Below are 23,217 nucleotides of genomic sequence, written 5' to 3'. Positions count from 1 at the left end.
GAGATCGCGCGATGCGGCACCCGATATCCGCGGAGCGGTCACCGGCACCGGCGCGTTCACCTCAGGCGGCCCGGGTGAAGCGGGACCTCCACAGGGGCACGCTCACCCGCCCCTCGGCTTCGTCGCGGCCGGAGCGGCGGGCGGCGGCGCGGTTTCCGCGGGCCTCGCGGATCAGGCGGCGGCGGTCGGCCTCCCGGGCGAGGTCGGCGGCGCGCATCTGGTACATCTCGTACTCGAACATCTCGTACCCCTCGGCTTGTCTGGGTGGTGCGTTGCGGTGGTCATCGCTGGTGTCGCTCTCTGCGATGTCTTCACTCTCGTCTCCCAGGGGGGTACGCCGCATCGGGCGAGTTCCGCATCTCCCAACGGCAGGGGGCCTTAGACACGACGAGGGGCGGACCGGGGGCCTTAGCCCCTGACCCGCCCCTGCCTTACGTACGGACGAAGTGGCTCAGCCGTGCCGTGCTGAGACGTGCCTCAGGAAGGTGCCGACGGCAGTCCGAGCAGCAGGTCGGAGTACTTGGCCACGGCGAGGATCAGTCCGATCACGCCGAGCGCGACGCCCGCCCACGCCACGGACTTGATCCAGGGCGCCTGGTCCTTGCCGGGGGCGCCGAACGCGGGCCTGACCAGCACCACGAAGCCGACGACCAGCGCGGAGAGGGCGAAGATGCCGGCGATCAGCGCGGTGGCCTGCCAGGAGTCGCCGTACGTGGCCTGGAGCTGGTCGGAGACGCTCGCGGACTGCCTGGTCTCCAGCCGTCCCATGATGTCCGCGCGTGCCCCGGCGATCGTGCCGAGCCAGCCGCCGGAGAGGCCGATCACGCCGAGCGCGGCGGAGACGACGGCGGCGGCGCCCTGACCGACGCCGGTGGAGCCGGCGGACGCGACGGCCTCGGCATCGGCATCGATGCCGGTTTCGGCGTCGGCGTCGGTCACTTCGTCGGCCTCGGTCACTTCCTCGATCTCGACCTCGGTCACTTCACCGGTCTCGACCTCGACCTCGGCCTCGGTCCCGGCGGCACCCTTGGCACCGGCCGCGTCATCTGTCTTAGTACCCATGCTCCGCACCGTACGGACGGAGTCTGAGAGCTCTCTTAACGCGTGTCCCGCGCCGCCCGCCACTCCGGAGCGAGGACGGACCACACCTCCATGTCGTGCCGCACCCCCTGCCAGGGGAAGCTCTCGCGCAGCACGCCGTCCCTGGTGAAGCCGAGCCGCTGGGCGGCGGCCTTGCTGCGGTCGTTGCGGGACGAGACCAGCCACTCCACGCGGTGCATGCCGCGCTGCTCGACGGCCCAGTCGATGACGATCCGCGAGGCCCTGTTCACCAGCCCGCGCCCGGCGGCCGACGGCTCCAGCCAGACGCCCAGCTCGCAGCTGTCGGAGCTGGTGTCGAAGATCCGGAAGAGGGCACCGCCGACGAGCGTGCCGTCCAGCCAGATGCCGTAGAGGCGCCCGGTGTCGGCCGCCGCCTTCTCGGCGTACGTCCGCAGGAAGCCGCGCGCCGTCTCCAGGTCCTTCACGTCCACGGTGAAGGGCACCCACGGCCCCGCGTACTCGCGCGCCCGGTCGATGTGCTCGATGAACTCCGCCGCCTGCCACGGCTCGAGCGGCCGCAGCTCAGCGCCCTCGGCCAGCGATATTGCGAACATCCCGCTCCTTCAGCCCCTGTGCGTCCGCGTCTTCGTCCCGACGCTCGGGGATCTTCGCACGCCCGCCGCGCGGATTCGAGCGACTTTCGGGCGGCTCGATGCTGATGCGCGGCAGCACGCGGTCCAGGCGCCGCGGCAGCCACCAGTTGGCGCCGCCGAGCATGTGCATGAGGGCCGGCACGAGCAGCGTCCGCAGGACGAAGGCGTCGAGGGCGACGGCCGCCGCGAGCGCGATGCCGAACATCGCGATGACACGGTCGCCGCTGAGGACGAAGGCCAGGAAGACCGAGATCATGATCACGGCCGCGGAGTTGATCACGCGGCTGGTCTCGGCCAGGCCGACCCGCACGGCCCGCCGGTTGTCGCCGGTCTCCAGCCACTCCTCGTACATCCTGCTGACCAGGAACACCTGGTAGTCCATGGAGAGCCCGAAGAGGACGGACACCATGATCACGGGCAGGAAGGGCTCGATCGGCCCGGCCCTGCCGAGACCTAGCAGCTCGCTCCCCCAGCCCCACTGGAAGATCGCGACGACGATCCCGAACGCGGAGGCGACGGCGGCGACGTTCATCACGGCGGCCTTGAGCGGGATGCCGATGGAGCGGAAGGCCAGCAGGAGGAGGACGCAGCCGAGCCCGATGACGACGCCCACGAAGAGCGGCAGCTTCCCGACGATGATCTCCGCGAAGTCGTCGTAGCTCGCGGTGACGCCGCCGACCGCCACGTCCAGGGAGCTGTCCGCCTCGGCCGCGGGCAGCACGTGCGCACGCAGCCGGTCGACGAGGTCACTGGTCGCCTCTGACTGGGGGGAGGAGTCGGGGACGACGGTGAGGAAGGCGGTGCGGCCGTTCTCGTCGTACGTCACCGGGGTCACGGAGGCGACGCCCTCGGTCGATTCCAGTGTCGTGCCGAGGTCGTCGAGGGCGTTGCGGTCGCCCGCGCCGTAGACCTCGCTGACCAGGGTCAGGGGGCCGTTGACACCAGGGCCGAAGCCGTCGGCGAGCAGGTCGTAGGCCTGCCGTGTGGTGGCGGTCGCGGGGTTGTTTCCCTGGTCGGAGGTGCCCAGGTGCAGGGCGAACGCGGGCAGCGCGAGCACGGCCATGACGAGGACCGCGATACCGCCGAGGAGCTTCGGGTGGCGTTCGACGAAAGCGGCCCAGCGGGCGGCGAGCCCGGTCGGCAGCTCCGGCTGCGGCCCGTGCTCGGCGAGCCTGCGGCGTTCGCGGCGGCCGAGGGCGCGCGGCCCGATCCAGGAGAGGAGCGCGGGCAGCAGGGTCACGGACGCGGCGACGGTGAGGACCACGGTGAGCGAGGCGGCGATCGCGACGCCGTTGAGGAAGCTGAGCCGCAGGATGAGCATGCCGAGCAGGGCGATGCAGACGGTGGCGCCCGCGAAGACGACGGCGCGCCCGGTGGTGGCCACCGCCCGCTCGGCGGCCTCGGCGACGGGCAGGCCTCGTTTGAGGCCCTTGCGGTGCCGGGTCACGATGAACAGCGCGTAGTCGATGCCGACGCCGAGGCCGATCAGCGTGCCCAGCATCGGAGCGAAGTCGGCGACGGTCATCACATGGCCGAGCAGCACTATCCCCGCGTACGCGGTGCCGACGGACACCAGCGCGGTGGCGATGGGCAGCGCCGAGGCGGCGAGCGAACCGAAGGCAAGAAAGAGCACGACGGCGGCGACGGCGACCCCGACGATCTCGGCGACCTTCGCGCTCTTGGACTCGGTGAGCCCGATGGCGGTGCCGCCGAGTTCGACCTCCAGGCCCTCGGACTCGGCGGCCTTGGCGGTGTCGACGACCCGCTGGGCGTCGGCCTTGTCGAGGTCGTCGGCCTGCTCGCGGAAGGTGACGGTGGCGTAGGCCGTGCGGCCGTCCTGGCTGATCCGCTCCGCGCCCTCACGGTCGTACGGGCTGGTCACGGAGGCCACGGCGGGCAGGTCGGCGAGCTTGTCCAGGGTCTCGGACATGGTCTGCTCGACGTCGGCGGCGCGGACGGAGGCGACGCGGCCCGAGGCATCGGGGCCGGTGTGCCAGACGACGGTGTCGCTGTCGCCGCCGAGGCCGTGGAACCCCTTGTCCAGGAGCTGGGTCGCGCGGCCGGACTCGGTGCCGGGGACCTCGTAGTCGTTCGAGTACGAGGATCCGGCGACGGTGGCGGCGGTCGCGGCGGCGCCGAGCGTGAGGAGCCAGAGCAGAACGGCGAGAAGACGGTGCCTGACGCACCACCGTGCGAGTGCTCCCACGTACTGGCTCCCTGGGGTGATTCGTGGATCTTTATCGGGAACAGCAGTGAATCAACTGAACAGCCCGCAAAGAACGCATGAGCGGCGACATGAGCGCCAGAAACACCTTGACAGCCCTTGGAGATCCTTAGTCCCTTTCGTGGCCATACTCACAAGGGCACAAGGTGTGCGCGGAAGTCCCCCGGGGAACCTCCGCGCACCCGCGCGTGCGTCGCGTCAGCCCGAGACGCTCGCGCGTCCGTTCTCTATGTGGCCCATGAGGCGGCGCCGGAAGGCGGTGTCGCGGTCGGTGGTGACCTCGATGTCGTACCAGCCGTGCTCGTCGTCGGTCCGCCAGGCGACGGTACGGCTGCTGCCCGCCCGGACGCGGACGGTCCGCGTCCGGCGCCGGATGTCCTCCTCGTCCACGTATCCGAGCGGCTTGACCGTGAAGACCAGATCCGCGCGGCCGCGACTGGCCAGGGTGAGGTGGATCTCGCGGCGGGTGATCGCGGAGGCGAGCCGCGCGCCGCCGTCCCTGCCGCCCTCGCCCGCCGTGCCGCCCTTGCCTCCGCCGCCTGCCATGCCGCCCGCGAACTCGCGCCGGAAACCGTTCGGCCCCGTGACGGTGAACGCGTACGTGTCACCCGGCACCGGCACGGTCCAGGAGCCCTTGCGCACGACGTCCTGGTGCTGGGGCACCGGGAACTCGCCGGCGTAGGGGTAGAGCGCGAAGTGCGCGCTGGAGCTGCCGCCGTTGCGCAGCCGCACCGTGAGCGTGCCGTCCTCGGCGGGGCGTACGTCCGCGTCGGGCTGGTACGGCAGCGGGCGGGCACGCCGGACGCCCGGCTCCTGGACCGGCATGGACTGCTTCAGGGGCGGCTGGGGCTTCCAGCGTCCACTGAACGCCGGGATCGGGCCCGGCCGCTCGACGTCCGGCTGCCGGTGGGCGCGCCGGAAGTCGAAGGCGCCGGTGAGGTCGCCGGTGACCTTGCGGCGCCAGGCGCTGATGTTGGGCTCCTTGACGCCGGTCCACTTCTCCAGGAAGCGCACGACGGAGGTGTGGTCGAAGACCTCGGAGCAGACGTAGCCGCCGACGGTCCACGGCGAGACGACGAGCATCGGCACGCGCACACCGAGCCCGGTCGGCCTGCCTTCCCAGCGCTCCTCCCGCTCCTCGGCAAAGTCGCCACCGGGCACGGGCGGCGGAACGTGGTCGAAGAAGCCGTCGTTCTCGTCGTAGTTGATGAAGACGGCGGTACGGCGCCACACCTCGGGGTGGGAGGCGAGGGCGTCGAGGATCCTGTAGACGATGGTCGCGCTGTGGATCGGCGAGGAGACGCCGGGGTGTTCGGAGTCCAGCGCGGACGGCACCAGATAGGTGACCTTCGCCAGCTTGCCGCCCGCGACGTCCTTGGCGAACTCCTCGGCGAGCCTGCCGGTCGGCACGCGCCGCAGACCGCGTTCGAACAGGGACCGCTCGCGCTTGTCCAGCGTGGCGACGCCCTCTTCCAGGGTGGCGAGCAGCTTCGCGCGCTCGGTCTCGTCCCTGGCGTCGCGCACCTTGGCGTAGAAGGCCTCCATGAAGGTGAGGCCGGTCCTGACCAGGGCCTTGCGGGCGATGGCCTTGAAGGTGGTGAAGAACTCGATCTGGTTGTCGGTGAAGTTCTCCCACTCCGTGTACGTCCGCCAGCTCACGCCCGCCTTCTCCAGGCGCTCGGCGTACGTGCCCCAGCCGTAGCCGGGGTGGGTGCCCTCGGCGTACGCGTCGTTGCCGACGGCCCGCTTGCCGTTCGCCTCGTAGCCCGTCCTCCCGCTCCACAGGTGGTTGCGGTTGGGGCTGGTGGAGGTGTGGATGGAGGAGTGGTAGGCGTCGCAGACGGTGAAGGTGTCGGCGAGTTCGTAGTGCAGCGGGATGTCCTCGCGCGTGTAGTACGCCATCGTGGCCGCCGTCTTGGCGGTGATCCAGCCGTCCATCCAGCCGTCGCGCCAGGCCTTGGCCCCGCCGCTCCAGGAGTGGTCCAGGTCGCCGATGTACTGGAGGTCCTTCTTCTGGGTCTTCGCGGCCTCGCGGACGGGGAAGGGCAGGACGGTGCGCGGGCCGCCGGGCTGCTCGAACACCGACGTGCCGCCGGGCAGCCGGATGGCGTTGCGGTCACCGAAGCCGCGTACCCCGCGCAGGGAGCCGAAGTAGTGGTCGAAGGAGCGGTTCTCCTGCATCAGGATCACGACGTGCTCGATCGAGTCGAGACCGCTGCCGCGCGGCGGTTCGTGCGCGAGCGCCTCCCTCAGCGAGGGCGGCAGGAAGGAACCGGCGGCGGCCGCGCCGAGCGCGCCGCCGCCGATCGCCATCAGGCGTCTGCGCGAAATCTCCGGAGTCACGTACGACCTCCCAGTAGTCCTGGCCGACAGCCAATGGTCCTCTGGTGATCCATTGACCTGTTCCGCGGGGACGCTAGTGACGTCCGGTTTCCTTGTGAAGGCCGAGGGTCAAAGTCGGGGTGAACGTCCAAAAGGTCCCGTCCGCGCGGGTGTTGGCGCGGCCTCGGCACCTCCGTCAGGAGGGCGTTGTCAGTGGTGGGTGCCATCCTCGGAGGCATGGAGATCACCGCGCGCATCGCCGCCTTCACGGACCTGGTGGGGTCGCCGCCGGACGCCGCGCCCGCCGTCGACTGGGCCGCGGTGGAAGCCTGGCTCGAAGTCCCGCTCCCGGCTGACTACAAGGCGCTGGTGTCGGCGTACGGCCCGGTCGAGGTGGGTGACGGCGCCGCGGCCATCCGCCTGCACACGCCGTGCGTCAGCGCGGACGGGCGGTATGACTACGGGGCCTGGGTGGTCGAGACCCACCGTCACTCCGCGATCCGGCCGGGCATGTTCACCCGGCAGCGGCGCCGCTTCCTGCCCGAGGAGGGCGGCCTCCTCGCCCTCGCCACGACGGCGGGCGGCGACCACCTGTTCTGGGACACCTCGGTCTCGAAGGACCCGGACGCGTGGCCGGTGGTGCTTCTGACCACGTCCATCGCCGTCGGCGAGGCCGAGCCGTGGGTGTCGTACGAGGCCCCGTTGCTGGACGTGCTGTCGGCGGCCGTCCGCGGCAGTGCGGCTGCCCGAGACGGCGCGGCCGTCCGCACCTGGGCGCCGCTGACCGGTGCCGGCCCCTGGACCCCGCCGCCCCGGGGTACGTATGTGGACGCCCGCCAGCACGCCGCGCTCACCGAGGGCGAGGGCCTGGCGGCGGTCACCGCGCTGATACCCCCGCCGCTCGCCCCGCACCTGGGCGAGGGGACCTGGGAGCAGGTCTTCGCCCGGCTCGGCACCCGGCTGCCCACGGACTTCATGGCCCTCACCGAGCGGTACGGCGCGGGGAACTGGAGCTGGTGGCTGGACATGCCCGCGCCGCTGGACCTGGACGGCCGCTTCGGGCTCGCGGCCGACGCCGAGGAGATGCTGGAGGGCTACCGCGACCTGCGCGAGGCGCACCCCGAGTACTACCCCATGCCCGCCTGGCCCGAGCCCGGCGGCTTCCTGCCTTTCGCCTCGACCATCGACGGGGACGTGATCGGCTGGTGCGCCGAGGGTGAGCCCGACGAGTGGCGCGCCGCCGTCCATCCGCGCCACTGCGACCAAGGCCCGCCGCTGCCGGGGAACTTCACCGAGACGCTGCTCGCCTGGCTGCGCGGCGACGGCCCGGCCACCGCCGGCTTCCCCGGGCTGCGCGCGGACCAGGACCCTTTGGAGTACATGTTCTTCGAACCCTTCGGGCCGCGCGGCACCGGGTGACCCCGGCGGGCCTTCGGGTACGGGTGAGGGGGCGGCGCCCCTGCCGGGTGCGCCGCCCCCTCACGCGGACGATGGCGAGGCTCAGCCCTCGCTGACGCCCAGCTTCTCCAGGATGAGTTCCTTGACGCGGGCCGCGTCGGCCTGGCCGCGGGTGGCCTTCATGACCGCGCCGACCAGGGCGCCGACCGCCGCGACCTTGCCGCCGCGGATCTTCTCGGCGATGGCGGCGTTGCCGGCGATGGCCTCGTCGACGGCGGCCGTAAGGGCGCCCTCGTCCGAGACGACCTTCAGGCCGCGCTTCTCGACGACCTCGTCCGGCGTGCCCTCGCCCTTCAGAACGCCCTCGATGACCTGGCGGGCCAGCTTGTCGTTCAGGTCACCGGAGGCGACCAGCTCGGTGACGCGGGCGACGTGCTCCGGTGTGATCGGCAGTGCGCCCAGCTCCACGCCCTGCTCGTTGGCGTGGCGGGCCAGCTCGCCCATCCACCACTTGCGGGCCGACGCGGCGTCCGCGCCCGCGTTGACGGTGGCGACGATCGGGCCGATGGCGTCGGCGTTGAGGATCGACTGCATGTCGTGCTCGGAGATGCCCCACTCCTCGCGGAGCCGGTTGCGGCGCAGCCGCGGCAGCTCCGGGAGTCCGGCGCGCAGTTCCTCGACCCACTCGCGGGACGGGGCGACGGGGACGAGGTCGGGCTCCGGGAAGTACCGGTAGTCCTCGGCGTTGTCCTTGATGCGGCCGGAGGTCGTGGAGCCGTCCTCCTCGTGGAAGTGACGGGTCTCCTGGATGATCGTGCCGCCCGAGGAGAGCACCGCCGCGTGGCGCTGGATCTCGAAGCGCGCCGCGCGCTCCACGGAACGCAGCGAGTTCACGTTCTTCGTCTCGCTGCGCGTGCCGAACTTCTCCTGGCCCTTGGGGCGCAGGGAGAGGTTCACGTCGCAGCGCATCTGGCCCTTGTCCATGCGGGCCTCGGAGACGCCGAGCGCCTTGATCAGCTCGCGCAGTTCGGCGACGTACGCCTTGGCGACCTCGGGGGCGCGCTCGCCCGCGCCCTCGATCGGCTTGGTGACGATCTCGATGAGCGGGATGCCGGCGCGGTTGTAGTCCAGGAGCGAGTGCGAGGCGCCGTGGATACGGCCCGTCGCGCCGCCCACGTGCGTGGACTTGCCGGTGTCCTCCTCCATGTGGGCGCGCTCGATCTCCACGCGGAAGACCTCGCCGTCCTCCAGCTGGACGTCCAGATAGCCGTTGAAGGCGATCGGCTCGTCGTACTGGGAGGTCTGGAAGTTCTTCGGCATGTCCGGATAGAAGTAGTTCTTCCGGGCGAAGCGGCACCACTCGGCGATCTCGCAGTGCAGCGCGAGACCGATCTTGATGGCGGACTCGACGCCGATCTCGTTCACGACCGGCAGCGCGCCGGGCAGGCCGAGGCAGGTCGGGCAGGTCTGGCTGTTCGCACCCTGCTTGAGCGTGGTCGAGCAGCCGCAGAACATCTTGGTCTTGGTGCCCAGCTCGACATGGACCTCAAGGCCCATGACGGGGTCGTACGTCGCGAGGGCATCCTCGTACGACACCAGGTCGGTAGTGACAGTCACGGTGAAACTTTCCCTCTCAGCCCAGCAGGACGTCGTCGTCGCCGAGGCGCTTGAGCTCCCGCAGGAGCAGCGCGACACCGGTGGCGATGGCGGCAGCGGAGACGACGGCGTCCACGAGGCGGAGCGTGTCGTGTTCGTAGCGGGCCTTCCTGGCCTGCTTGAGCACGGAGACCGCGCCGAACGCGGTGGTGCCGATCGACAGATACGTACCGGTCTTGGACTTCTTGAAGCCCTTGGCCTTGTTCAGAGCGCTCACAGCGACGGTGCCTCCTCGAGCAGCGGGTGCCCCCACTTTTCCACGAAGGCGGCCTCGACGGCGGCACCCACCTTGTACAGGCGGTCGTCCTTCATGGCGGGGGCGATGATCTGCAGTCCGACGGGCAGGCCGTCCTCCGGCGCGAGGCCGCAGGGCAGCGACATGGCGGAGTTGCCCGCCAGGTTGGACGGGATGGTGCACAGGTCGGCCAGGTACATCGCCATCGGGTCGTCGGCGCGCTCCCCGATCGGGAAGGCGGTGGTCGGGGTCGTCGGGGAGACGATCACGTCGACCTGCTCGAAGGCCGCCTCGAACTCACGGGTGATGAGCGTGCGGACCTTCTGGGCGCTTCCGTAGTACGCGTCGTAGTAGCCGGAGCTGAGCGCGTACGTGCCGAGAATGACGCGGCGCTTGACCTCGTCGCCGAAGCCGGCCTCGCGGGTGAGCGCGGTGACGTCCTCGGCGGACTTCGTACCGTCGTCGCCGACGCGCAGGCCGTAGCGCATGGCGTCGAACCGGGCGAGGTTCGAGGAGCACTCGGACGGCGCGATCAGGTAGTACGCGGACAGTGCCAGGTCGAACGTCGGGCAGTCCAGCTCGACGATCTCGGCGCCGAGCGACTTGAGCAGCTCGACGGACTCGTCGAAGCGCTGGACGACACCGGCCTGGTAGCCCTCTCCGCGGAACTGCTTGACGACGCCTACGCGCATGCCCTGGACGGATCCGTTGCGCGCGGCCTCGACGACCGGCGGGACCGGGGCGTCGATGGACGTCGAGTCCAGCTCGTCGTGGCCGGCGATGGCCTCGTGCAGCAGCGCGGCGTCGAGGACGGTGCGGGCGCAGGGGCCGCCCTGGTCCAGGGAGCTGGAGAAGGCCACCATGCCGTAGCGGGAGACGCCGCCGTAGGTGGGCTTGACGCCGACCGTGCCGGTGACGGCCGCGGGCTGGCGGATGGAGCCGCCGGTGTCCGTGCCGAGGGTCAGGGGCGCCTCGTAGGCGGCGAGGGCGGCGGCGGAACCGCCACCGGAGCCGCCGGGGATGCGGGTGAGGTCCCAGGGGTTGCCGGTGGGGCCGAAGGCGCTGTTCTCGGTGGAGGACCCCATGGCGAACTCGTCCATGTTGGTCTTGCCGAGGATGACGACGTCGGCGGCCTTCAGCCGCTTGGTGACGGTCGCGTCGTACGGCGGGATCCAGCCCTCGAGGATCTTGGAGCCGACCGTGGTCGGGATGCCCTCGGTGGTGAAGATGTCCTTGAGCGCGACGGGAACGCCGGCCAGCGGGCCGAGCTTCTCGCCCCTGGCGCGCTTCTCGTCGACGGCGCGGGCCTGCGCGAGGGCGCCCTCGCGGTCGACGTACAGGAAGGCGTGCACCTTCTCGTCGACGGCGTCGATGCGGGCCAGGTGGGCCTCGGTGACCTCGACGGCCGTCAGCTCGCCGGAGGCGATTTTCGACGCGATCTCGGCGGCGGTGAGCTTGATGATGTCCGTCATGTTCTTAGTCCTCCCCCAGGATCTGCGGCACCTTGAAACGCTGCTGCTCCTGGGCGGGGGCGCCCGAGAGCGCCTGCTCGGGGGTGAGCGACGGACGGACCTCGTCCGCGCGCATGACGTTCGTCAGCGGCAGCGGGTGCGAGGTCGGCGGTACGTCTTGGTCGGCGACCTCCGAGACGCGGGCGACCGCGCCGATGATGTCGTCGAGCTGTCCGGCGAAGTGGTCGAGCTCCTCGGCCTTCAGCTCCAGACGTGCAAGGCGGGCGAGGTGGGCGACCTCCTCGCGCGTGATGCCAGGCATGCGGCGATCCTCAGGGGTGAGTGTGCGGGTTGTGACCCCAATCCTATGGGGCGGGATGGCGTGGCCGTTAAACGGTTTCCCCCGGCGGCTCCGTGGGCAGCTTCTCACCGCTCCGCGGCGGGCCTCTCCCACCCACCCGCCCGTTTGCCCCGCACCGCCTCGTACCCCAGGAGCAGCCCCGCACGGGAGAGCGGCAGACGCCTACTTCACCACATGCCCCGAGGATTCCCCCACGTCGGAGCCTTCAGCGAGGGCCGCCGCCTCCGCCGCGACGTCCACCGGGCGGCGCCAGCCGCGCGAGCCCCGCGCCCGCAGCCACGCGGTGGTCTCGTCGGGCGGCATCGCCGCGGCGACCAGCCACCCCTGCACCGCGTCGCACCCGAGGTCCCGCAGCCGCTCCCACGTCTCGTCGTCCTCGACGCCCTCGGCGACGACGAGCAGCCCCAGGGAGTGTGCGAGGTCCACCGTGCAGCGGACGATCGAGGCGTCCTCGTCGTCGATGGCGAGGCGCGCCACGAAGGAGCGGTCGATCTTCAGCTCGCTCACCGGCAGCCGCCGCAGGTGGACCAGCGAGGAGTACCCCGTGCCGAAGTCGTCGAGCGACATCTTGACGCCGTGCCCGGTGAGCCCGGCCAGGGTGTCCGCGGCCCGCTGCGGGTCCTCCAGGAGCACGTGCTCGGTTATCTCCAGTTGCAGCGCCCCCGCGGGGACGCCGTGCCGGGCGAGGCGCGCGGCTACCGCGCCCGCGAAGCCGGGGGTGTGCACGTCACGCGGTGAGACGTTGACCGCGACGGGGACCTTCAGGCCCTGCGCCTGCCACTTGGCCACCTGGCCGAGGGCGGACTCCAGGACGTACTCCGTCAGGTGCGGCATGAGTCCGGACGACTCGGCGATGGCGATGAACTCGTCCGGCGGCACCTTGCCGCGCTCGGGGTGCACCCACCGCACCAGCGCTTCGAGCCCTGCGACCTTGCCGTCGAAGCGGACCTTGGGCTGGTAGTGCAGCTCGACGTCGCCCGCGTCCAGCGCCCGCCGCAGGTCCCCCAACAGGCCGAGCCGGTCCGGGGTGTTGGAGTCCCGCTTGGACTCGTACACCTCGACGCCGGTGCGGTCCCGCTTCGCCTGGTACATCGCCACGTCCGCCCGCCGCAGCAGCCCCTCCGCGTCGAGCGCGTGGTCGGGGAAGACGGCGAGGCCCGCGCTGGCCTCCAGGACGAGGGTCAGGCCGTCCAGGTCGAGGGGCGAGCCGAGCGCCGCGACCAGCTGACGGGCCACGCGCGTGGCGGACGTCGTGGAGTCGGCGATGGGCAGGAGCACGGCGAACTCGTCGCCGCCGAGCCGGGCCGCCTCCGCGCCGCGCGGCAGCGCGAGTCGCAGCCGGTCCGCTATCTGCAACAGCAGCCGGTCACCGGCGAGGTGTCCGAGCGTGTCGTTGACCGACCGGAAGCGGTCCATGTCGATCAGCATCAGGGCGGACCGCGCCCCGATCCGCTCGGCGTCGTCGAGGGCGGTCCAGGTCCGCTCCAGGAGCCACTGCCGGTTGGGCAGTCCGGTGAGCGGGTCCCTCAACTGCTCCTCCGCGCGGGCGCGGGCGATCCACAGGGTGGAGTCGAGCGCGACCAGCGGGATCGCGAAGAGGGGCAGCAGGATCGGCAGGGAGGTGGCCACCACGCAGATGAGCGGGGCGATGCCGAGCAGCGCGATGCCGAGGAGTCCCTGGCGCACCAGGGCCGTTCGGGTGACGGTCGGCAGGGCGCCGGTGCGCGGGGCGTGGACGTACCAGAGCAGTACGCGCGTGACGACGAGGTAGGCGACGGCGACCAGGGCCACCTCGGGGGCGGTGTACAGGTCCCAGGTCTCGGGGAGCCAGGGCGCTTCGGCTGTCGGTGACGTGCCGAACGCGGCCAGGGTGAGGGCGCCCGCGCCGATGCCGAGGATGTCGACGGCGCCGTGCAGGACGCCCTGGCGCCAGCGGTGCCTGCGCGCGACGCCGACGAGGACGACGACGGTGAGGCTGACCATGCCGGCGGGCACCCACCCGTACAGCAGGAGTACGGCGACGGTGAGCGCCCCGCCGGACCCCGTGCCGCCCCACCAGCGGTCCCGGCCGAGGGCGACGAGGTGGCCGACGATGAGGCCGGTGAGGACGGCGAGGGACCAGCCCGCGGCCCCGGAGGGGAACAGGGTGTGCCGGCCCGTGAGGGCCTGGACGAAGCCGGTGCCGAGCAGCACCGCGGCGGCCGTGACGACCACGATGGGCAGCAGCGGCCAGGGGTCGCGGGGCTCCGGGGCGGTGGGGCCGCCCGCCAGGGCCACGGCGCTCTCCGTGCCGTGGCCGGTCGCGGGCGAGGTCCAGGCCCGCTCGCGGGGTTCGATGGCGGTGCTCAGCGCACCGGTCTGCGGTCCGGTCGTGGGGCCCGGGTCGGCGGACTGTACGGTCCGGCGGCCGCGGAGCCAGGTGCCCGGCGCGCGCCACCGGCGCGCGCGCAGCGGTGAGTCCGGGGCGGCGCTCTCGGTCGGTTCCATTCCCGTCCCTCTCACAGCCGGCGGTGCCCACGCCACACGGACTCGGCCCAAGGGCGGCCGGGTCCGCACATTCGTTCCCGAGCTCTGGACGAGCAAGGGGATGCACTGCTCCCGAACTCGTGCCGAGCAGGGGATGCCCCCTTCCACGCTCTTGTTGAGCAGGAGATGCCCCGGTCGCAGCGGGGCACGGCAGGCGCACACCTCAACAGTAGGCCGCAGAAGGCTTCCACGGGCAGCGGTCGACTACGGTTGCCCGAATGCGACCCGGCCACCCGTATGCATCTGGTATGCGCTGAACGGGTGGCCTTCAACCGCTACTCCTCGGTCGGAAGCGCGACTTCCCTGGCCGCGTCCGGTCCCTGTTCCAGCAGCACAACGAAGCCTTCCTCGTTGAGAACCGGAACCTTCACCTGCATCGCCTTGTCGTACTTCGAACCGGGGTTGTCCCCCACGACCACGAAAGACGTCTTCTTCGAAACGGAACCGGTCACCTTCGCGCCCCGGGTCTGGAGCGCCTCTTTCGCGCCATCCCGGGTGTAGTGCTCCAGCGTTCCGGTCACGACGACGGTGAGGCCCTCCAGGGGGCGGGGGCCCTCGTCCTCTCCGCTCGACTCCTCCTCCATGCGCACCCCGGCCGCCCGCCACTTGCGGAGGATCTCGCGGTGCCACTCCTCGGTGAACCACTGTTTGAGGGAGGCGGCGATGGTCGGGCCGACGCCCTCCACCGCGGCCAGCTCCTCCTCGGTGGCCTGTTCGATGCGGTCGATGGAACGGAACTCCCGGGCCAGCGCCTCGGCGGCCACCGGACCGACGTGCCGGATCGAGAGGCCCGTGAGGACGCGGGCGAGCGGGCGCTCCTTGGCCGCCGCGATGTTCTCCAGCATGGCGAGGGTGTTCTTCTTCGCCTCGCCCTTCTGGTTGGCGAAGAAGGTGACGACCTTCTCCTCGCCGGTCTTGGGGTCGCGCTTGGGCAGGCCGGAGTCCTGGTCGAGGACGTAGGACTTGATGGGCAGCAGTTCCTCGACCTTCAGGTCGAAGATGTCGCCCTCGTCGAGGATCGGCGGCTGGGCGGGCTCCAGGGGTCTGGTCAGCGCGGCCGCGGCGACGTAGCCGAAGTTCTCGATGTCGAGGGACTTGCGGCCGGCCAGATAGAAGAGACGTTCACGCAACTGGGCCGGGCACGACTGGGCGTTGGGGCAGCGGAGGTCGATGTCGGCCTCCTTCATCGGGCGCAGCGGCGTGCCGCACTCGGGGCACTCGGCGGGCATCTCGAACTCCCGCTCGGTGCCGTCCCGCAGGTCCACGACGGGGCCGAGGATCTCCGGGATGACGTCACCCGCCTTGCGCAGCACCACCGTGTCCCCGATGAAGACGCCCTTCTTCTTCACCACGTCCTGGTTGTGCAGGGTCGCGAACTCCACCTCGGAGCCCGCGACGGTGACGGGCTCCACCTGGGCGTACGGCGTGACGCGGCCGGTGCGGCCGACGCCGACGCGGATGTTGACCAGCTTGGTGTTGACCTCCTCGGGCGCGTACTTCCAGGCGATCGCCCAGCGCGGGGCGCGCGAGGTGGAGCCGAGGCGCCCTTGCAGCGGAATCTCGTCCAGCTTGACGACGACGCCGTCGATCTCGTGCTCCACGGAGTGGCGGTGGTCTCCGAAGTACGTGATGAAGTCCCGTACGCCGTCGAGGCCGTCGACCACCTTGTTGTGCTGGGCGGTGGGCAGGCCCCACTCGTGGAGCAGGTCGTAGGCGTGGCTGAGGCAGTCGATGTCGAAGCCCTCGCGGGCGCCGATGCCGTGCACGACCATGTGCAGCGGGCGGGTCGCGGTGATGCGCGGGTCCTTCTGGCGCAGCGAACCCGCCGCCGCGTTGCGGGGGTTGGCGAAGGGCTTGTCGCCCGCCTCCACCAGGCGGGCGTTCAGCTCCTCGAACTTCTCCATCGGGAAGAAGACCTCGCCGCGGATCTCGACGAGGGCGGGGACGCGGTCGCCCTTGAGGCGCTGGGGGATGTCCGCGATCGTGCGGACATTCGGTGTGATGTCCTCGCCGGTGCGGCCGTCGCCGCGGGTGGCGGCGCGGGTCAGCTTGCCGTCCTCGTACGTGAGGTTGACCGCGAGGCCGTCGACCTTCAGCTCGCACAGGAAGTGGTACCCCGGGGAGCCGACGTCCTTGGCGACGCGGTCGGCCCAGGAGGCCAGCTCCGCGTCGTCGAAGGCGTTGTCGAGGGAGAGCATGCGCTCGCGGTGCTCGACGGCCGTGAACTCCGTCTCGTACGAACCCGAGACCTTCTGCGTGGGCGAGTCCGGCGTCCGCAGCTCCGGATACTCCTCCTCCAGGGCTTCGAGGGAACGCAGGAGCTTGTCGAACTCGGCGTCGCTGACGACCGGCTGGTCCTTCACGTAGTACCGGAAGCGGTGCTCCTCGATCTGTTCGGCCAGCTGGGCATGCTGATCCCGTGCCTCGGCGGGCACAGAGCCTTGCTGTTCGACAGCCACCGTTTCGTCCTCCCGTTACGTCATACCCAATTACTCAGGGTTGTCTGCGAGCGATCTCGCCGCCTTGACGCAGTGGGCGAGCACCTCGCGCGCATACGCGGGAGAAGCCCCCGCGAGACCGCACGACGGAGTGACCGTGACCGACTCCGCGAGCGATCCCGGATTCAGCCCCAGCCTGCGCCACAGCGTCCTGACACCCATGACGCTACCGGCAGGGTCCGACAATCCGCCGTCCACGCCCGGCACGACACCGGCGAAGAGCTTCGTGCCGCCCTCGACCGCCTCGCCGATGACGTCGTCGTCACGCTCGGTGAGTAGTGAGAAGTCGAACGAGATCGCGTGGGCCCCGGCGCGGCGCAGGAGCGCGAACGGGACGTCGGGCGCGCAGGAGTGGACGATCGTGGGCCCGCCGTCCTGGACGGCCAGCACGTCCCGCAGGGTGTCCTCCACGACCTGCCGGTCCACGGCCCGGTGGGTGCGGTACTGGCTGGCGGTCTTGACCTGTCCGCGCAGCACGGCGATGAGCGAGGGCTCGTCGAGTTGCAGCACCACCTGGGCGCCGGGCACCCTGCGGCGCAGGTCGGCGAGGTGTGCGCGCAGGCCCTCGGCGAGTGATCCCGCGAGGTCACGGCAGGCGCCGGGGTCGGAGAGTGCCGCTTCGCCGTTCCTGAGTTCCAGGGCCGCGGCGAGCGTCCAGGGGCCGACGGCCTGGACCTTGAGCGGTCCCTCGTACCCCTGGGTGAACTCCTCCAGGGCGTCGAGGTCCTCGCCGAGCCAGGCCCTGGCGCGCCGGGTGTCGCGCCCGGGCCGGTCGCCGACGCGCCATCCGCTGGGCTCCACGCGCGCGTACAGGTCGACGAGCATGCCGGCCGTGCGGCCGATCATGTCGGCGCCGGGTCCGCGGGCGGGCAGCTCGGCGAGGTGGGGCATGCCCTCCTCGGGTCCGTCGAAGCTTCCGGTGACGGTCTTCGCGGCCTCGCGGGCGTCGCCGCCGGGCATGGACCCGACGCCGGTCGCGGGGCTCCAGAGCCGCGCGCTCATCGGCCCGGCCGCACGGTGAGGTCGTTGACCTCCGCGTCGCGCGGCAGGTCCAGGGCCATGAGGATCGTGGTGGCGACCGACTCGGGGTCGATCCAGCGGGAGGCGTCGTACTCCTTGCCCTCCTGCTGGTGGACCTTGACCTGCATGGCGCTCGCCGTGCGGCCGGGGTAGACCGAGGTGACCCGGACGCCGTTGCCGTGCTCCTCCTGGCGCAGGGAGTCGGCGAGGGCCTTCAGGCCGTGCTTGGACGCGGCGTACGCGGACCAGTCGGCGTGGGCGCTGAGGCCGGCGCCAGAGTTGACGAAGACCACGTGCCCCTGGGCGGTCCGGAGTTGGGGCAGGAAGTGGCGGGTCAGCTCGGCGGGGGCGATGAGGTTGACGTTGAGCTGGTGGCGCCAGGCCTTGGGGGTGAGTTCGCCGACGGGGCCGAGGTCGACGACGCCCGCGATGTGCAGGAGGGAGTCCACGCGCGCGGGCAGCGACTGGTGCCCGAAGGCCCAGGAGAGCTTGTCGGGGTCGGAGAGGTCGCCGACGAGCGTGCTCGCGCCCGGGAACTCGGCGGCGAGTTCCTTGGCGCGGCCCGCGTCCCGCGCGTGCAGGACGAGGTCGTCGCCGCGTGCGTGCAGACGGCGGGCGACGGCCGCGCCGATGCCGGAGCCGGCCCCGGTGATCACATGTGTTGCCATACCCGCCATGCTCGCATCACTGGGTGCCGATCGATTCCTCCAGGTAGGCCAGGGCACCGACGGGCTCCTCGGCGAAGAAGACCAGGTCGGTGAGGGGCAGGGGCAGGAAGCCCTCGTCCTCCATGCGCCGGAACTGCTCCTTGAGGCCGTCGTAGAAGCCCGCGGAGTTCAGCAGGACGACCGGTTTGGTGTGCTTGCCGTGCTTCTTCAGCTCCAGGATTTCCGTGGCCTCGTCGAGCGTGCCGGTGCCGCCCACCATGATCACGATCGCGTCGGCCTTCTCCAGGAGGAGCGCCTTCCGCTCGGCGAGGTCGCGGGCGATCACCATCTCGTCGGGCTCGGCGACGGCCCTGGCCTTGGCACCGAGGAAGTCGACGGAGACGCCGACGAGCCGCCCGCCCGCCTCGTGCACACCGTCCGCCACGACCTTCATCAGACCGCTCTCGGAACCGCCCCATACCAGCGTGTGCCCGCCCTTGCCGAGCAGTTCGGCGAACTCCCTCGCCGGGGCGGTGTAGCGGTCGTCGAGGTCGGCGGCGGAGAGAAAGACGCAGATATTCATGCGCTCACGGTACGGTCCGACACTGACAGCACCTGTCGAGGAGGGTACGTCGTGACCAAGGGACACCGGATCACCGTCGAGCAGGGCACCGACCACGTGCGCGTGGTGCACGAGGGGCAGGTGGTGGCGGAGAGCACCCGCCCGCTGCTGCTGCGCGAGACGGGCTACCCCGTGCGCTACTACCTCCCTCCGGAGGACGTGCGTACGAACCTGCTGACACCGTCGGCGACGACCACGCACTGCCCGTTCAAGGGCACGGCCTCCTATTGGTCGCTGCCGGGCGCGCGGGACGCGGTGTGGGCGTACCCGGAGCCGAAGCCCGAGGTGGCCGCCGTCAAGGACCACTACTGCTTCTACGACGCCGAGGTCACCGGGCGGGAGTAGCCGCCGGTGGCGGCGGTGAACGTCTTGCGGTAGGCGGCCGGTGAGACGCCGAGCACCGCGCGCATGTGCTGGCGCAGGGAGTTGCCGGTGCCGAACCCGGCCCGGTGGGCGACCACGTCCACGGGGAGGTCGCTCGACTCCAGGAGCTGGCGGGCCAGTTCGATGCGCTGGGCGGTCAGCCAGCGGCCCGGAGGCATGCCGACCTCCTCCTGGAAGCGGCGCGTGAAGGTCCGCAGGCTCATGCGCGCGTGGGCGGCCAACTCACCCAGGGGCAGCGGCTCCTGGAGCCGTTCGAGGGCCCACGCGCGCGTGGCGGCCGTCGTGGCGAGCGTGGGCTCGGGGACGGGCCGCTCGATGTACTGCGCCTGCCCGCCCTCGCGCCAGGGCGGGACCACGCAGAAGCGGGCGACGCGGTGGGCGACCGCGCTGCCGTGGTCGCGGCGCAGCAGGTGCAGGCAGAGGTCGACGCCCGCGCCCACACCGGCCGCCGTCAGGATGTCGCCGTCGTCCACGAACAGGACGTCCTCGTCGACCGCGACCCGGGGGAAGGTGCGCCGGAAGTGGTCGGCCTCCTTCCAGTGCGTGGTCGCGGGGCGGCCGTCGAGCAGCCCCGCGGCGGCGAGGACGTAGGACGCGGTGCAGAACGACACCCAGCGCGTGCCCGGCCGCACCCGGGCGAGCGCGGCGGCGAGCGGCCCCGGCAGGAGGCCTTCGTCCGTGCCGCCGCAGAGGCGCTCCGTCGGCGGGATCACCACGGTGTCCGCTTCGGCGAGCGCCTCCGGCCCGTGCTCGACGGTCACCTGGAAACCGGCGTCGGTGCGCACCGGCCGGCCGTCCACCGTGCAGACGACGACGTCGTACAGCGGGCGTCCTTCGGCGTCCTCGGCAGCCCCGAAGATCCGCGGCGGAATGCCCATCTCGAAGGCGTACGCGCCGTCAAGCGCGAGGACCGCCACGCGGTGGCGCCTGCCGTGAGAACTCATGGCCGAATCCTGTCACATCATGGCCAAACTGCCAGCACTGTGCGCACGGGAGCCGACGCACTCTGGGTCCTGGCCGTTCCGAAAGCCGGTCGGCCTGGCGTTTTCCCGAAAGAGGATGATCATGAAGATGCGTGCCGTGAGCCCCCGCGCCTGGGGCGCCCCGGAGAACCTGGTGCCCGTGGAGGTGGACCGCCCCGAGCCGGGCCTCACCGAGATCCTGGTCCGGGTGCACGCGGCGGGCGTCAACCCCGTCGACTGGAAGACCCGCGCGGAGGGCGCCTTCGGCAGCTGGGGCGACACACCGATCCTCGGCTACGACGTGTCGGGCGTCGTCGAGGAGGTGGGCCCCGGGGTGACGCTGTACTCCCCCGGTGACGAGGTCTTCGGGATGCCCCGCTTCCCCGAGCAGACGGGCGGTTACGCCGAGTACGTCGCCGCGCCCGCCCGGCGCTTCGCGCCCAAGCCCGCGGGCATCGACCACGTCCAGGCCGCCGCGCTGCCGCTCGCGGCGCTCACCGCCTGGCAGGGGCTGATCGAGACGGCGGGCCTGCGCGCCGGGCAGCGCGTGCTGATCCACGCGGCGGCGGGCGGCGTCGGCCACCTGGCCGTACAGATCGCCAAGGCCCACGGGGCGTATGTCATCGGGACGGCCCGCGAGGACAAGCACGCCTTCCTGCGCGGCCTCGGCGCGGACGAGGTCGTCGACTACACGCGCGTGGACTTCACCGAGGCGGTGAGCGACGTGGACGTGGTCCTCGACGGTGTGGGCGGCGAGTACGGGGCACGATCCCTGGAGATCATCCGCCCCGGCGGCCACCTGGTCACGCTCCCCGACCCGGGCGGCCTCCCGGACCCGGCACGGGCCGCGGAGCTCGGCGTGCACACGGGCTGGACGATCGTCGAGCCGGACCGCCTGGGCCTGCTGGAGATCTCCCGCTTGGTCGACGAGGGGAAGCTCCGCGTGGAGATCGACGCGGTCATCCCCCTGGAGGAGGCGGCGAAGGCCCACGCGCGCGGCGAACAGGGCCGCACCCAGGGCAAGATCGTGCTCCGGGTGACCTGATTCGGGATGTCCGCTCGATGCGCCCCGCCTGGCGATGACCCGCTTTCACGTCCCAGCTGGGGCGCTGTCAGACAGCACCACGCCACAGGTTGCCCTCTGCTTCTGCGAAGCGGCGCTCCAGGTCCTCCAGATCACCGAGCACCCTTCGCATCCTGTGCCGGAAGGCCGCGCCGTGCGCCGGGACCTTCAGGTGGGTCAGCTCATGTACGAGGACCAGATCCACAAGGTCCGGCGGCAACTGCATGAGCGCCCAGTGCAGGGCGATGGAACCGTCCGGCTCACAGGCTCCCCAGCGTCCGCCGAGATCCTGAACGGTCACATCCCGGGGGGTGACTCCCGTCCGCTCCGCCAGTGGCGCCGTGCGGGTCACCACCCACCGGGTACCTCGCGCGGCGTACCACCCGGCGATCAGCCACGCGCGGTGCCCTGGTGACCCGCTGTCCGGCAGCTCCAGCCAGCCCTGATGCAGCCGCACCCGCCTGCCCGGACCGGCGGGCACCACCTTCAGCCGGTGGCGGCGTCCGAGGTACGCGAAGCTCGCTCCGCCGACCAGCTCCTTGACCGGCTCGCCTCCACTGCGCGTGCGCCTCGCGACCTCGTCGGCAAGGCGGGGCAGCCTGGAACGCACGGCCTCCGCGACGGCGTGCGGATCTGCGTCCTGCGGCACCGCGAAGAGCACGTCACCGTCTTCCTGGATCTCGATCCCCAGCGTCCGGCGGCGTGGCCGCACGACGACCTGCCACGTCCACTCCCCCGGCAGGGGGATGGAAGCGAGGGCGGTCTGGACAGTTTTGCTCACTCGGCATTCGTACCGTCCACCACCGACAGAGGTCCGGCAGCCCGCCGTCGTCCTTACTGTCGAGGTGGCCGCTTCCCGTAGCGGAGGAAATCTCCGTGGCGCTCAACAGCGAGTTCCAGGAGTCCCGCCGCCATGTCCGCGGTCTCCTCCCATTCCACGTGCAGGCGGTCGGCGACCTTGAAGCGCAGCTCCTTCCGCACGTCGATCCGCGCTTCGGCCTGAGCCGGGAAGTGCGGCTGCCTCACCAGGGCGGCTATGTCCACGGCGATGAGGCGCGCCGCACTGTGAAGGTCGAGCTCCGGGGGCACGAAGGTTGCCTCGGCCCGCTCCAGTTCCCTGACCAGCGCTCGGTACACCGGCCCTTCGGTCAGCGGGTCGAGGCGCGGCCCTGAGTCCTCCGCGTCCTCACTGACGTCGCCTACGAGCCGCGCCAGGTCGGCAGCGGCCTGTTCGAAGTCCTGGTGCATCCCCTTGCGGACGATCCGCAAGGGCAGACTATGACGACGGCTGGCCCGGGGCCAGTCCCGGCCGGACAGCCGGGCGCACGGTCGCAGAGGTCAGGCCTCCGCCCCCCCGGCCGCGTTCGCTCTGAGCGATCACGGCTCCCGCCACCCGTCACCAGCCACATAAGGTCGACCCCGTAATAGCCTCTACCGCCTACCGATTATTACGGGGGGATGGCATGAACGACCTCGTGCAGGCCTGGGTGGAGGGTTGGGTGGTGTCCCGCGGGGCCGCGCCGCCGCTCGCCGAGCCGTGGGGCTGGACCATCGACGCGGGCCGGATCGACCACGTCACCCGGCACGTCCTCGGCGCGGTCGGCGACGAGGTCGAGGAGACCGCCGTCCGGAAGGTGGCCGACGCGGTGACCGGGGACGGCGTCTGGTTCAAGGCGTTCGCGGACCCGGAGGTGGTGCGCGCGTGGCTGGGCCCGCACTGGTGGGTCGACCCGGAGCCGGGATGCCTGATGTCGCTGCCGCTGACACCGGACGCGCCGGAGCCGGCGCCGGTTCCGGCGGGGTACCGGCTGCGCACCTGGTCCCGCGGCGGAGTCACGCGCGTACTGGTCACCGCGCCCGACGGCGCCCTCGCGGCACGCGGTCAGATCGCGCCGACCGGGGCGACCGCGGTCGTCGATCAGGTCGAGACCGCGGTCGCCCACCGGCGCAGGGGCCTCGGCGGCCTGGTGGTGCGCACGCTCCAGCACGCGGCGGCGGCCCGAGGCGCCCGCACGGCCGTCCTCGCGGGCACTCCGGAGGGACGCGCGCTGTACGAGTCGCTGGGGTGGATCCACCGGGCTCCGCTGACCAGCGCGAAGTTCACGTCGGCCTAGTGTCCGGACTCAGCTGGACTTGGGGAGCTCAGCGGGTCAG

The 23,217-nt window shown here is 71.6% G+C and carries 21 protein-coding genes; 4 read left to right on the top strand and 17 right to left on the bottom strand.

Translation table 11 applies throughout. The features are described 5' to 3' along the window. Positions 1-61 precede the first annotated feature (61 nt). The 5 genes from CP975_RS35925 to CP975_RS25205 all read right to left on the bottom strand — a co-directional run bounded on the left by CP975_RS35925 (position 62) and on the right by CP975_RS25205 (position 6,261). Positions 62-343 carry a hypothetical protein gene (locus CP975_RS35925; RefSeq protein ID WP_246201626.1) on the bottom strand — a complete coding sequence of 94 codons (282 nt, stop codon included), beginning with the start codon at positions 341-343 and terminating at the stop codon, positions 62-64. Between the two features lie 134 nt (positions 344-477). Continuing rightward, positions 478-1,062, bottom strand: coding sequence for a hypothetical protein (locus tag CP975_RS25220; protein WP_055529633.1), 585 nt, complete (start codon positions 1,060-1,062; stop codon positions 478-480). Between the two features lie 35 nt (positions 1,063-1,097). Further along, entirely contained in the window at positions 1,098-1,655 is a 558-nt protein-coding gene (locus CP975_RS25215; protein ID WP_055529632.1) for a GNAT family N-acetyltransferase, read from the bottom strand. Further along, the gene (locus CP975_RS25210; RefSeq protein ID WP_055529631.1) at positions 1,624-3,900 is read right to left on the bottom strand and encodes an MMPL family transporter; all 2,277 of its coding nucleotides are present in this window, start codon (positions 3,898-3,900) and stop codon (positions 1,624-1,626) included. Before CP975_RS25210 ends, CP975_RS25215 begins: the two co-directional genes overlap by 32 nt. Before the next feature lie 216 nt (positions 3,901-4,116). Continuing rightward, positions 4,117-6,261 carry a phosphocholine-specific phospholipase C gene (locus CP975_RS25205; RefSeq protein ID WP_055529630.1) on the bottom strand — a complete coding sequence of 715 codons (2,145 nt, stop codon included), beginning with the start codon at positions 6,259-6,261 and terminating at the stop codon, positions 4,117-4,119. 216 nt (positions 6,262-6,477) lie between these two features. Between CP975_RS25205 and CP975_RS25200 the strand changes: the two genes are divergently transcribed. Beyond that, entirely contained in the window at positions 6,478-7,659 is a 1,182-nt protein-coding gene (locus CP975_RS25200; RefSeq protein ID WP_246201624.1) for an SMI1/KNR4 family protein, read from the top strand. Positions 7,660-7,740: 81 nt separating this feature from the next. Here CP975_RS25200 and gatB read toward each other — a convergent pair whose 3' ends face one another. The 9 genes from gatB to CP975_RS25155 form a co-directional block, all read right to left on the bottom strand. After that, the gene (gene gatB / locus CP975_RS25195; protein ID WP_150477373.1) at positions 7,741-9,255 is read right to left on the bottom strand and encodes an Asp-tRNA(Asn)/Glu-tRNA(Gln) amidotransferase subunit GatB; all 1,515 of its coding nucleotides are present in this window, start codon (positions 9,253-9,255) and stop codon (positions 7,741-7,743) included. Positions 9,256-9,271: 16 nt separating this feature from the next. Then, complete coding sequence (locus CP975_RS25190) at positions 9,272-9,511, bottom strand: hypothetical protein (RefSeq protein WP_055529628.1); 240 nt, start codon at positions 9,509-9,511, stop codon at positions 9,272-9,274. After that, a complete protein-coding gene (gatA, locus tag CP975_RS25185) occupies positions 9,508-11,001 on the bottom strand; it encodes an Asp-tRNA(Asn)/Glu-tRNA(Gln) amidotransferase subunit GatA (RefSeq protein ID WP_150477372.1) in 1,494 nt (497 codons plus the stop codon). The genes CP975_RS25190 and gatA overlap by 4 nt, the downstream gene beginning before the upstream one ends. Positions 11,002-11,005: 4 nt before the next feature. Beyond that, on the bottom strand, positions 11,006-11,302 hold the full coding sequence (gene gatC / locus CP975_RS25180) for an Asp-tRNA(Asn)/Glu-tRNA(Gln) amidotransferase subunit GatC (protein WP_010984178.1): 297 nt from the start codon (positions 11,300-11,302) through the stop codon (positions 11,006-11,008). 201 nt (positions 11,303-11,503) lie between these two features. Next, complete coding sequence (locus tag CP975_RS25175) at positions 11,504-13,618, bottom strand: putative bifunctional diguanylate cyclase/phosphodiesterase (RefSeq protein WP_425474334.1); 2,115 nt, start codon at positions 13,616-13,618, stop codon at positions 11,504-11,506. 524 nt (positions 13,619-14,142) lie between these two features. After that, the gene (ligA, locus tag CP975_RS25170; protein ID WP_055534339.1) at positions 14,143-16,326 is read right to left on the bottom strand and encodes an NAD-dependent DNA ligase LigA; all 2,184 of its coding nucleotides are present in this window, start codon (positions 16,324-16,326) and stop codon (positions 14,143-14,145) included. A 30-nt stretch (positions 16,327-16,356) separates the two neighbouring features. After that, the gene (locus CP975_RS25165; RefSeq protein WP_055534341.1) at positions 16,357-17,367 is read right to left on the bottom strand and encodes a methionine synthase; all 1,011 of its coding nucleotides are present in this window, start codon (positions 17,365-17,367) and stop codon (positions 16,357-16,359) included. Next, positions 17,364-18,062, bottom strand: a complete 699-nt coding sequence (locus CP975_RS25160; RefSeq protein WP_055534343.1) for an SDR family oxidoreductase — start codon at positions 18,060-18,062, stop codon at positions 17,364-17,366. The genes CP975_RS25165 and CP975_RS25160 overlap by 4 nt, the downstream gene beginning before the upstream one ends. Positions 18,063-18,069: 7 nt before the next feature. Continuing rightward, the gene (locus tag CP975_RS25155) at positions 18,070-18,615 is read right to left on the bottom strand and encodes an LOG family protein (protein WP_055534349.1); all 546 of its coding nucleotides are present in this window, start codon (positions 18,613-18,615) and stop codon (positions 18,070-18,072) included. A gap of 51 nt (positions 18,616-18,666) precedes the next feature. Here CP975_RS25155 and CP975_RS25150 point away from each other — a divergent pair, with 51 nt between their 5' ends. Beyond that, the gene (locus CP975_RS25150) at positions 18,667-18,999 is read left to right on the top strand and encodes a DUF427 domain-containing protein (protein ID WP_055534351.1); all 333 of its coding nucleotides are present in this window, start codon (positions 18,667-18,669) and stop codon (positions 18,997-18,999) included. Here the strand turns inward: CP975_RS25150 and CP975_RS25145 are convergent. Continuing rightward, positions 18,969-19,982, bottom strand: a complete 1,014-nt coding sequence (locus CP975_RS25145) for a GlxA family transcriptional regulator (RefSeq protein WP_055534353.1) — start codon at positions 19,980-19,982, stop codon at positions 18,969-18,971. The two genes, CP975_RS25150 and CP975_RS25145, sit on opposite strands and share 31 nt — an antisense overlap. Before the next feature lie 127 nt (positions 19,983-20,109). On the opposite strand from CP975_RS25145, the gene CP975_RS25140 reads away from it, so the two are divergent. Next, positions 20,110-21,045 carry an NADP-dependent oxidoreductase gene (locus CP975_RS25140; RefSeq protein WP_167532814.1) on the top strand — a complete coding sequence of 312 codons (936 nt, stop codon included), beginning with the start codon at positions 20,110-20,112 and terminating at the stop codon, positions 21,043-21,045. 67 nt (positions 21,046-21,112) lie between these two features. Here the strand turns inward: CP975_RS25140 and CP975_RS25135 are convergent, their stop codons facing one another. Beyond that, complete coding sequence (locus tag CP975_RS25135; RefSeq protein WP_055534357.1) at positions 21,113-21,844, bottom strand: M48 family metallopeptidase; 732 nt, start codon at positions 21,842-21,844, stop codon at positions 21,113-21,115. 53 nt (positions 21,845-21,897) lie between these two features. Next, positions 21,898-22,332 carry a hypothetical protein gene (locus CP975_RS25130; protein WP_150477370.1) on the bottom strand — a complete coding sequence of 145 codons (435 nt, stop codon included), beginning with the start codon at positions 22,330-22,332 and terminating at the stop codon, positions 21,898-21,900. 194 nt (positions 22,333-22,526) lie between these two features. On the opposite strand from CP975_RS25130, the gene CP975_RS25125 reads away from it, so the two are divergent. After that, positions 22,527-23,177, top strand: a complete 651-nt coding sequence (locus tag CP975_RS25125; RefSeq protein WP_055534361.1) for a GNAT family N-acetyltransferase — start codon at positions 22,527-22,529, stop codon at positions 23,175-23,177. The last annotated feature ends 40 nt before the right edge of the window (positions 23,178-23,217 follow it).

This window comes from Streptomyces alboniger, assembly GCF_008704395.1.
In the GTDB taxonomy this organism is placed as follows: Bacteria; Actinomycetota; Actinomycetes; order Streptomycetales; family Streptomycetaceae; genus Streptomyces; species Streptomyces alboniger.
The sequence above is the reverse complement of the archived record's forward strand: the minus strand, read 5'-3'. Positions and strand labels throughout refer to the sequence as shown.

What these genes read in the sequence shown, in the direction of transcription:
- CP975_RS25215 (WP_055529632.1), bottom strand. Translation starts at nt 1,655, where the DNA reads ATGTTCGCAATATCGCTGGCCGAGGGCGCTGAGCTGCGGCCGCTCGAG.
- CP975_RS25220 (WP_055529633.1), bottom strand. Translation starts at nt 1,062, where the DNA reads ATGGGTACTAAGACAGATGACGCGGCCGGTGCCAAGGGTGCCGCCGGG.
- CP975_RS25200 (WP_246201624.1), top strand. Translation starts at nt 6,478, where the DNA reads ATGGAGATCACCGCGCGCATCGCCGCCTTCACGGACCTGGTGGGGTCG.
- CP975_RS25165 (WP_055534341.1), bottom strand. Translation starts at nt 17,367, where the DNA reads ATGAGCGCGCGGCTCTGGAGCCCCGCGACCGGCGTCGGGTCCATGCCC.
- CP975_RS35925 (WP_246201626.1), bottom strand. Translation starts at nt 343, where the DNA reads ATGCGGCGTACCCCCCTGGGAGACGAGAGTGAAGACATCGCAGAGAGC.
- CP975_RS25155 (WP_055534349.1), bottom strand. Translation starts at nt 18,615, where the DNA reads ATGAATATCTGCGTCTTTCTCTCCGCCGCCGACCTCGACGACCGCTAC.
- gatA (WP_150477372.1), bottom strand. Translation starts at nt 11,001, where the DNA reads ATGACGGACATCATCAAGCTCACCGCCGCCGAGATCGCGTCGAAAATC.
- gatC (WP_010984178.1), bottom strand. Translation starts at nt 11,302, where the DNA reads ATGCCTGGCATCACGCGCGAGGAGGTCGCCCACCTCGCCCGCCTTGCA.
- CP975_RS25160 (WP_055534343.1), bottom strand. Translation starts at nt 18,062, where the DNA reads ATGGCGGGTATGGCAACACATGTGATCACCGGGGCCGGCTCCGGCATC.
- CP975_RS25140 (WP_167532814.1), top strand. Translation starts at nt 20,110, where the DNA reads ATGCGTGCCGTGAGCCCCCGCGCCTGGGGCGCCCCGGAGAACCTGGTG.
- CP975_RS25125 (WP_055534361.1), top strand. Translation starts at nt 22,527, where the DNA reads ATGAACGACCTCGTGCAGGCCTGGGTGGAGGGTTGGGTGGTGTCCCGC.
- CP975_RS25145 (WP_055534353.1), bottom strand. Translation starts at nt 19,982, where the DNA reads ATGAGTTCTCACGGCAGGCGCCACCGCGTGGCGGTCCTCGCGCTTGAC.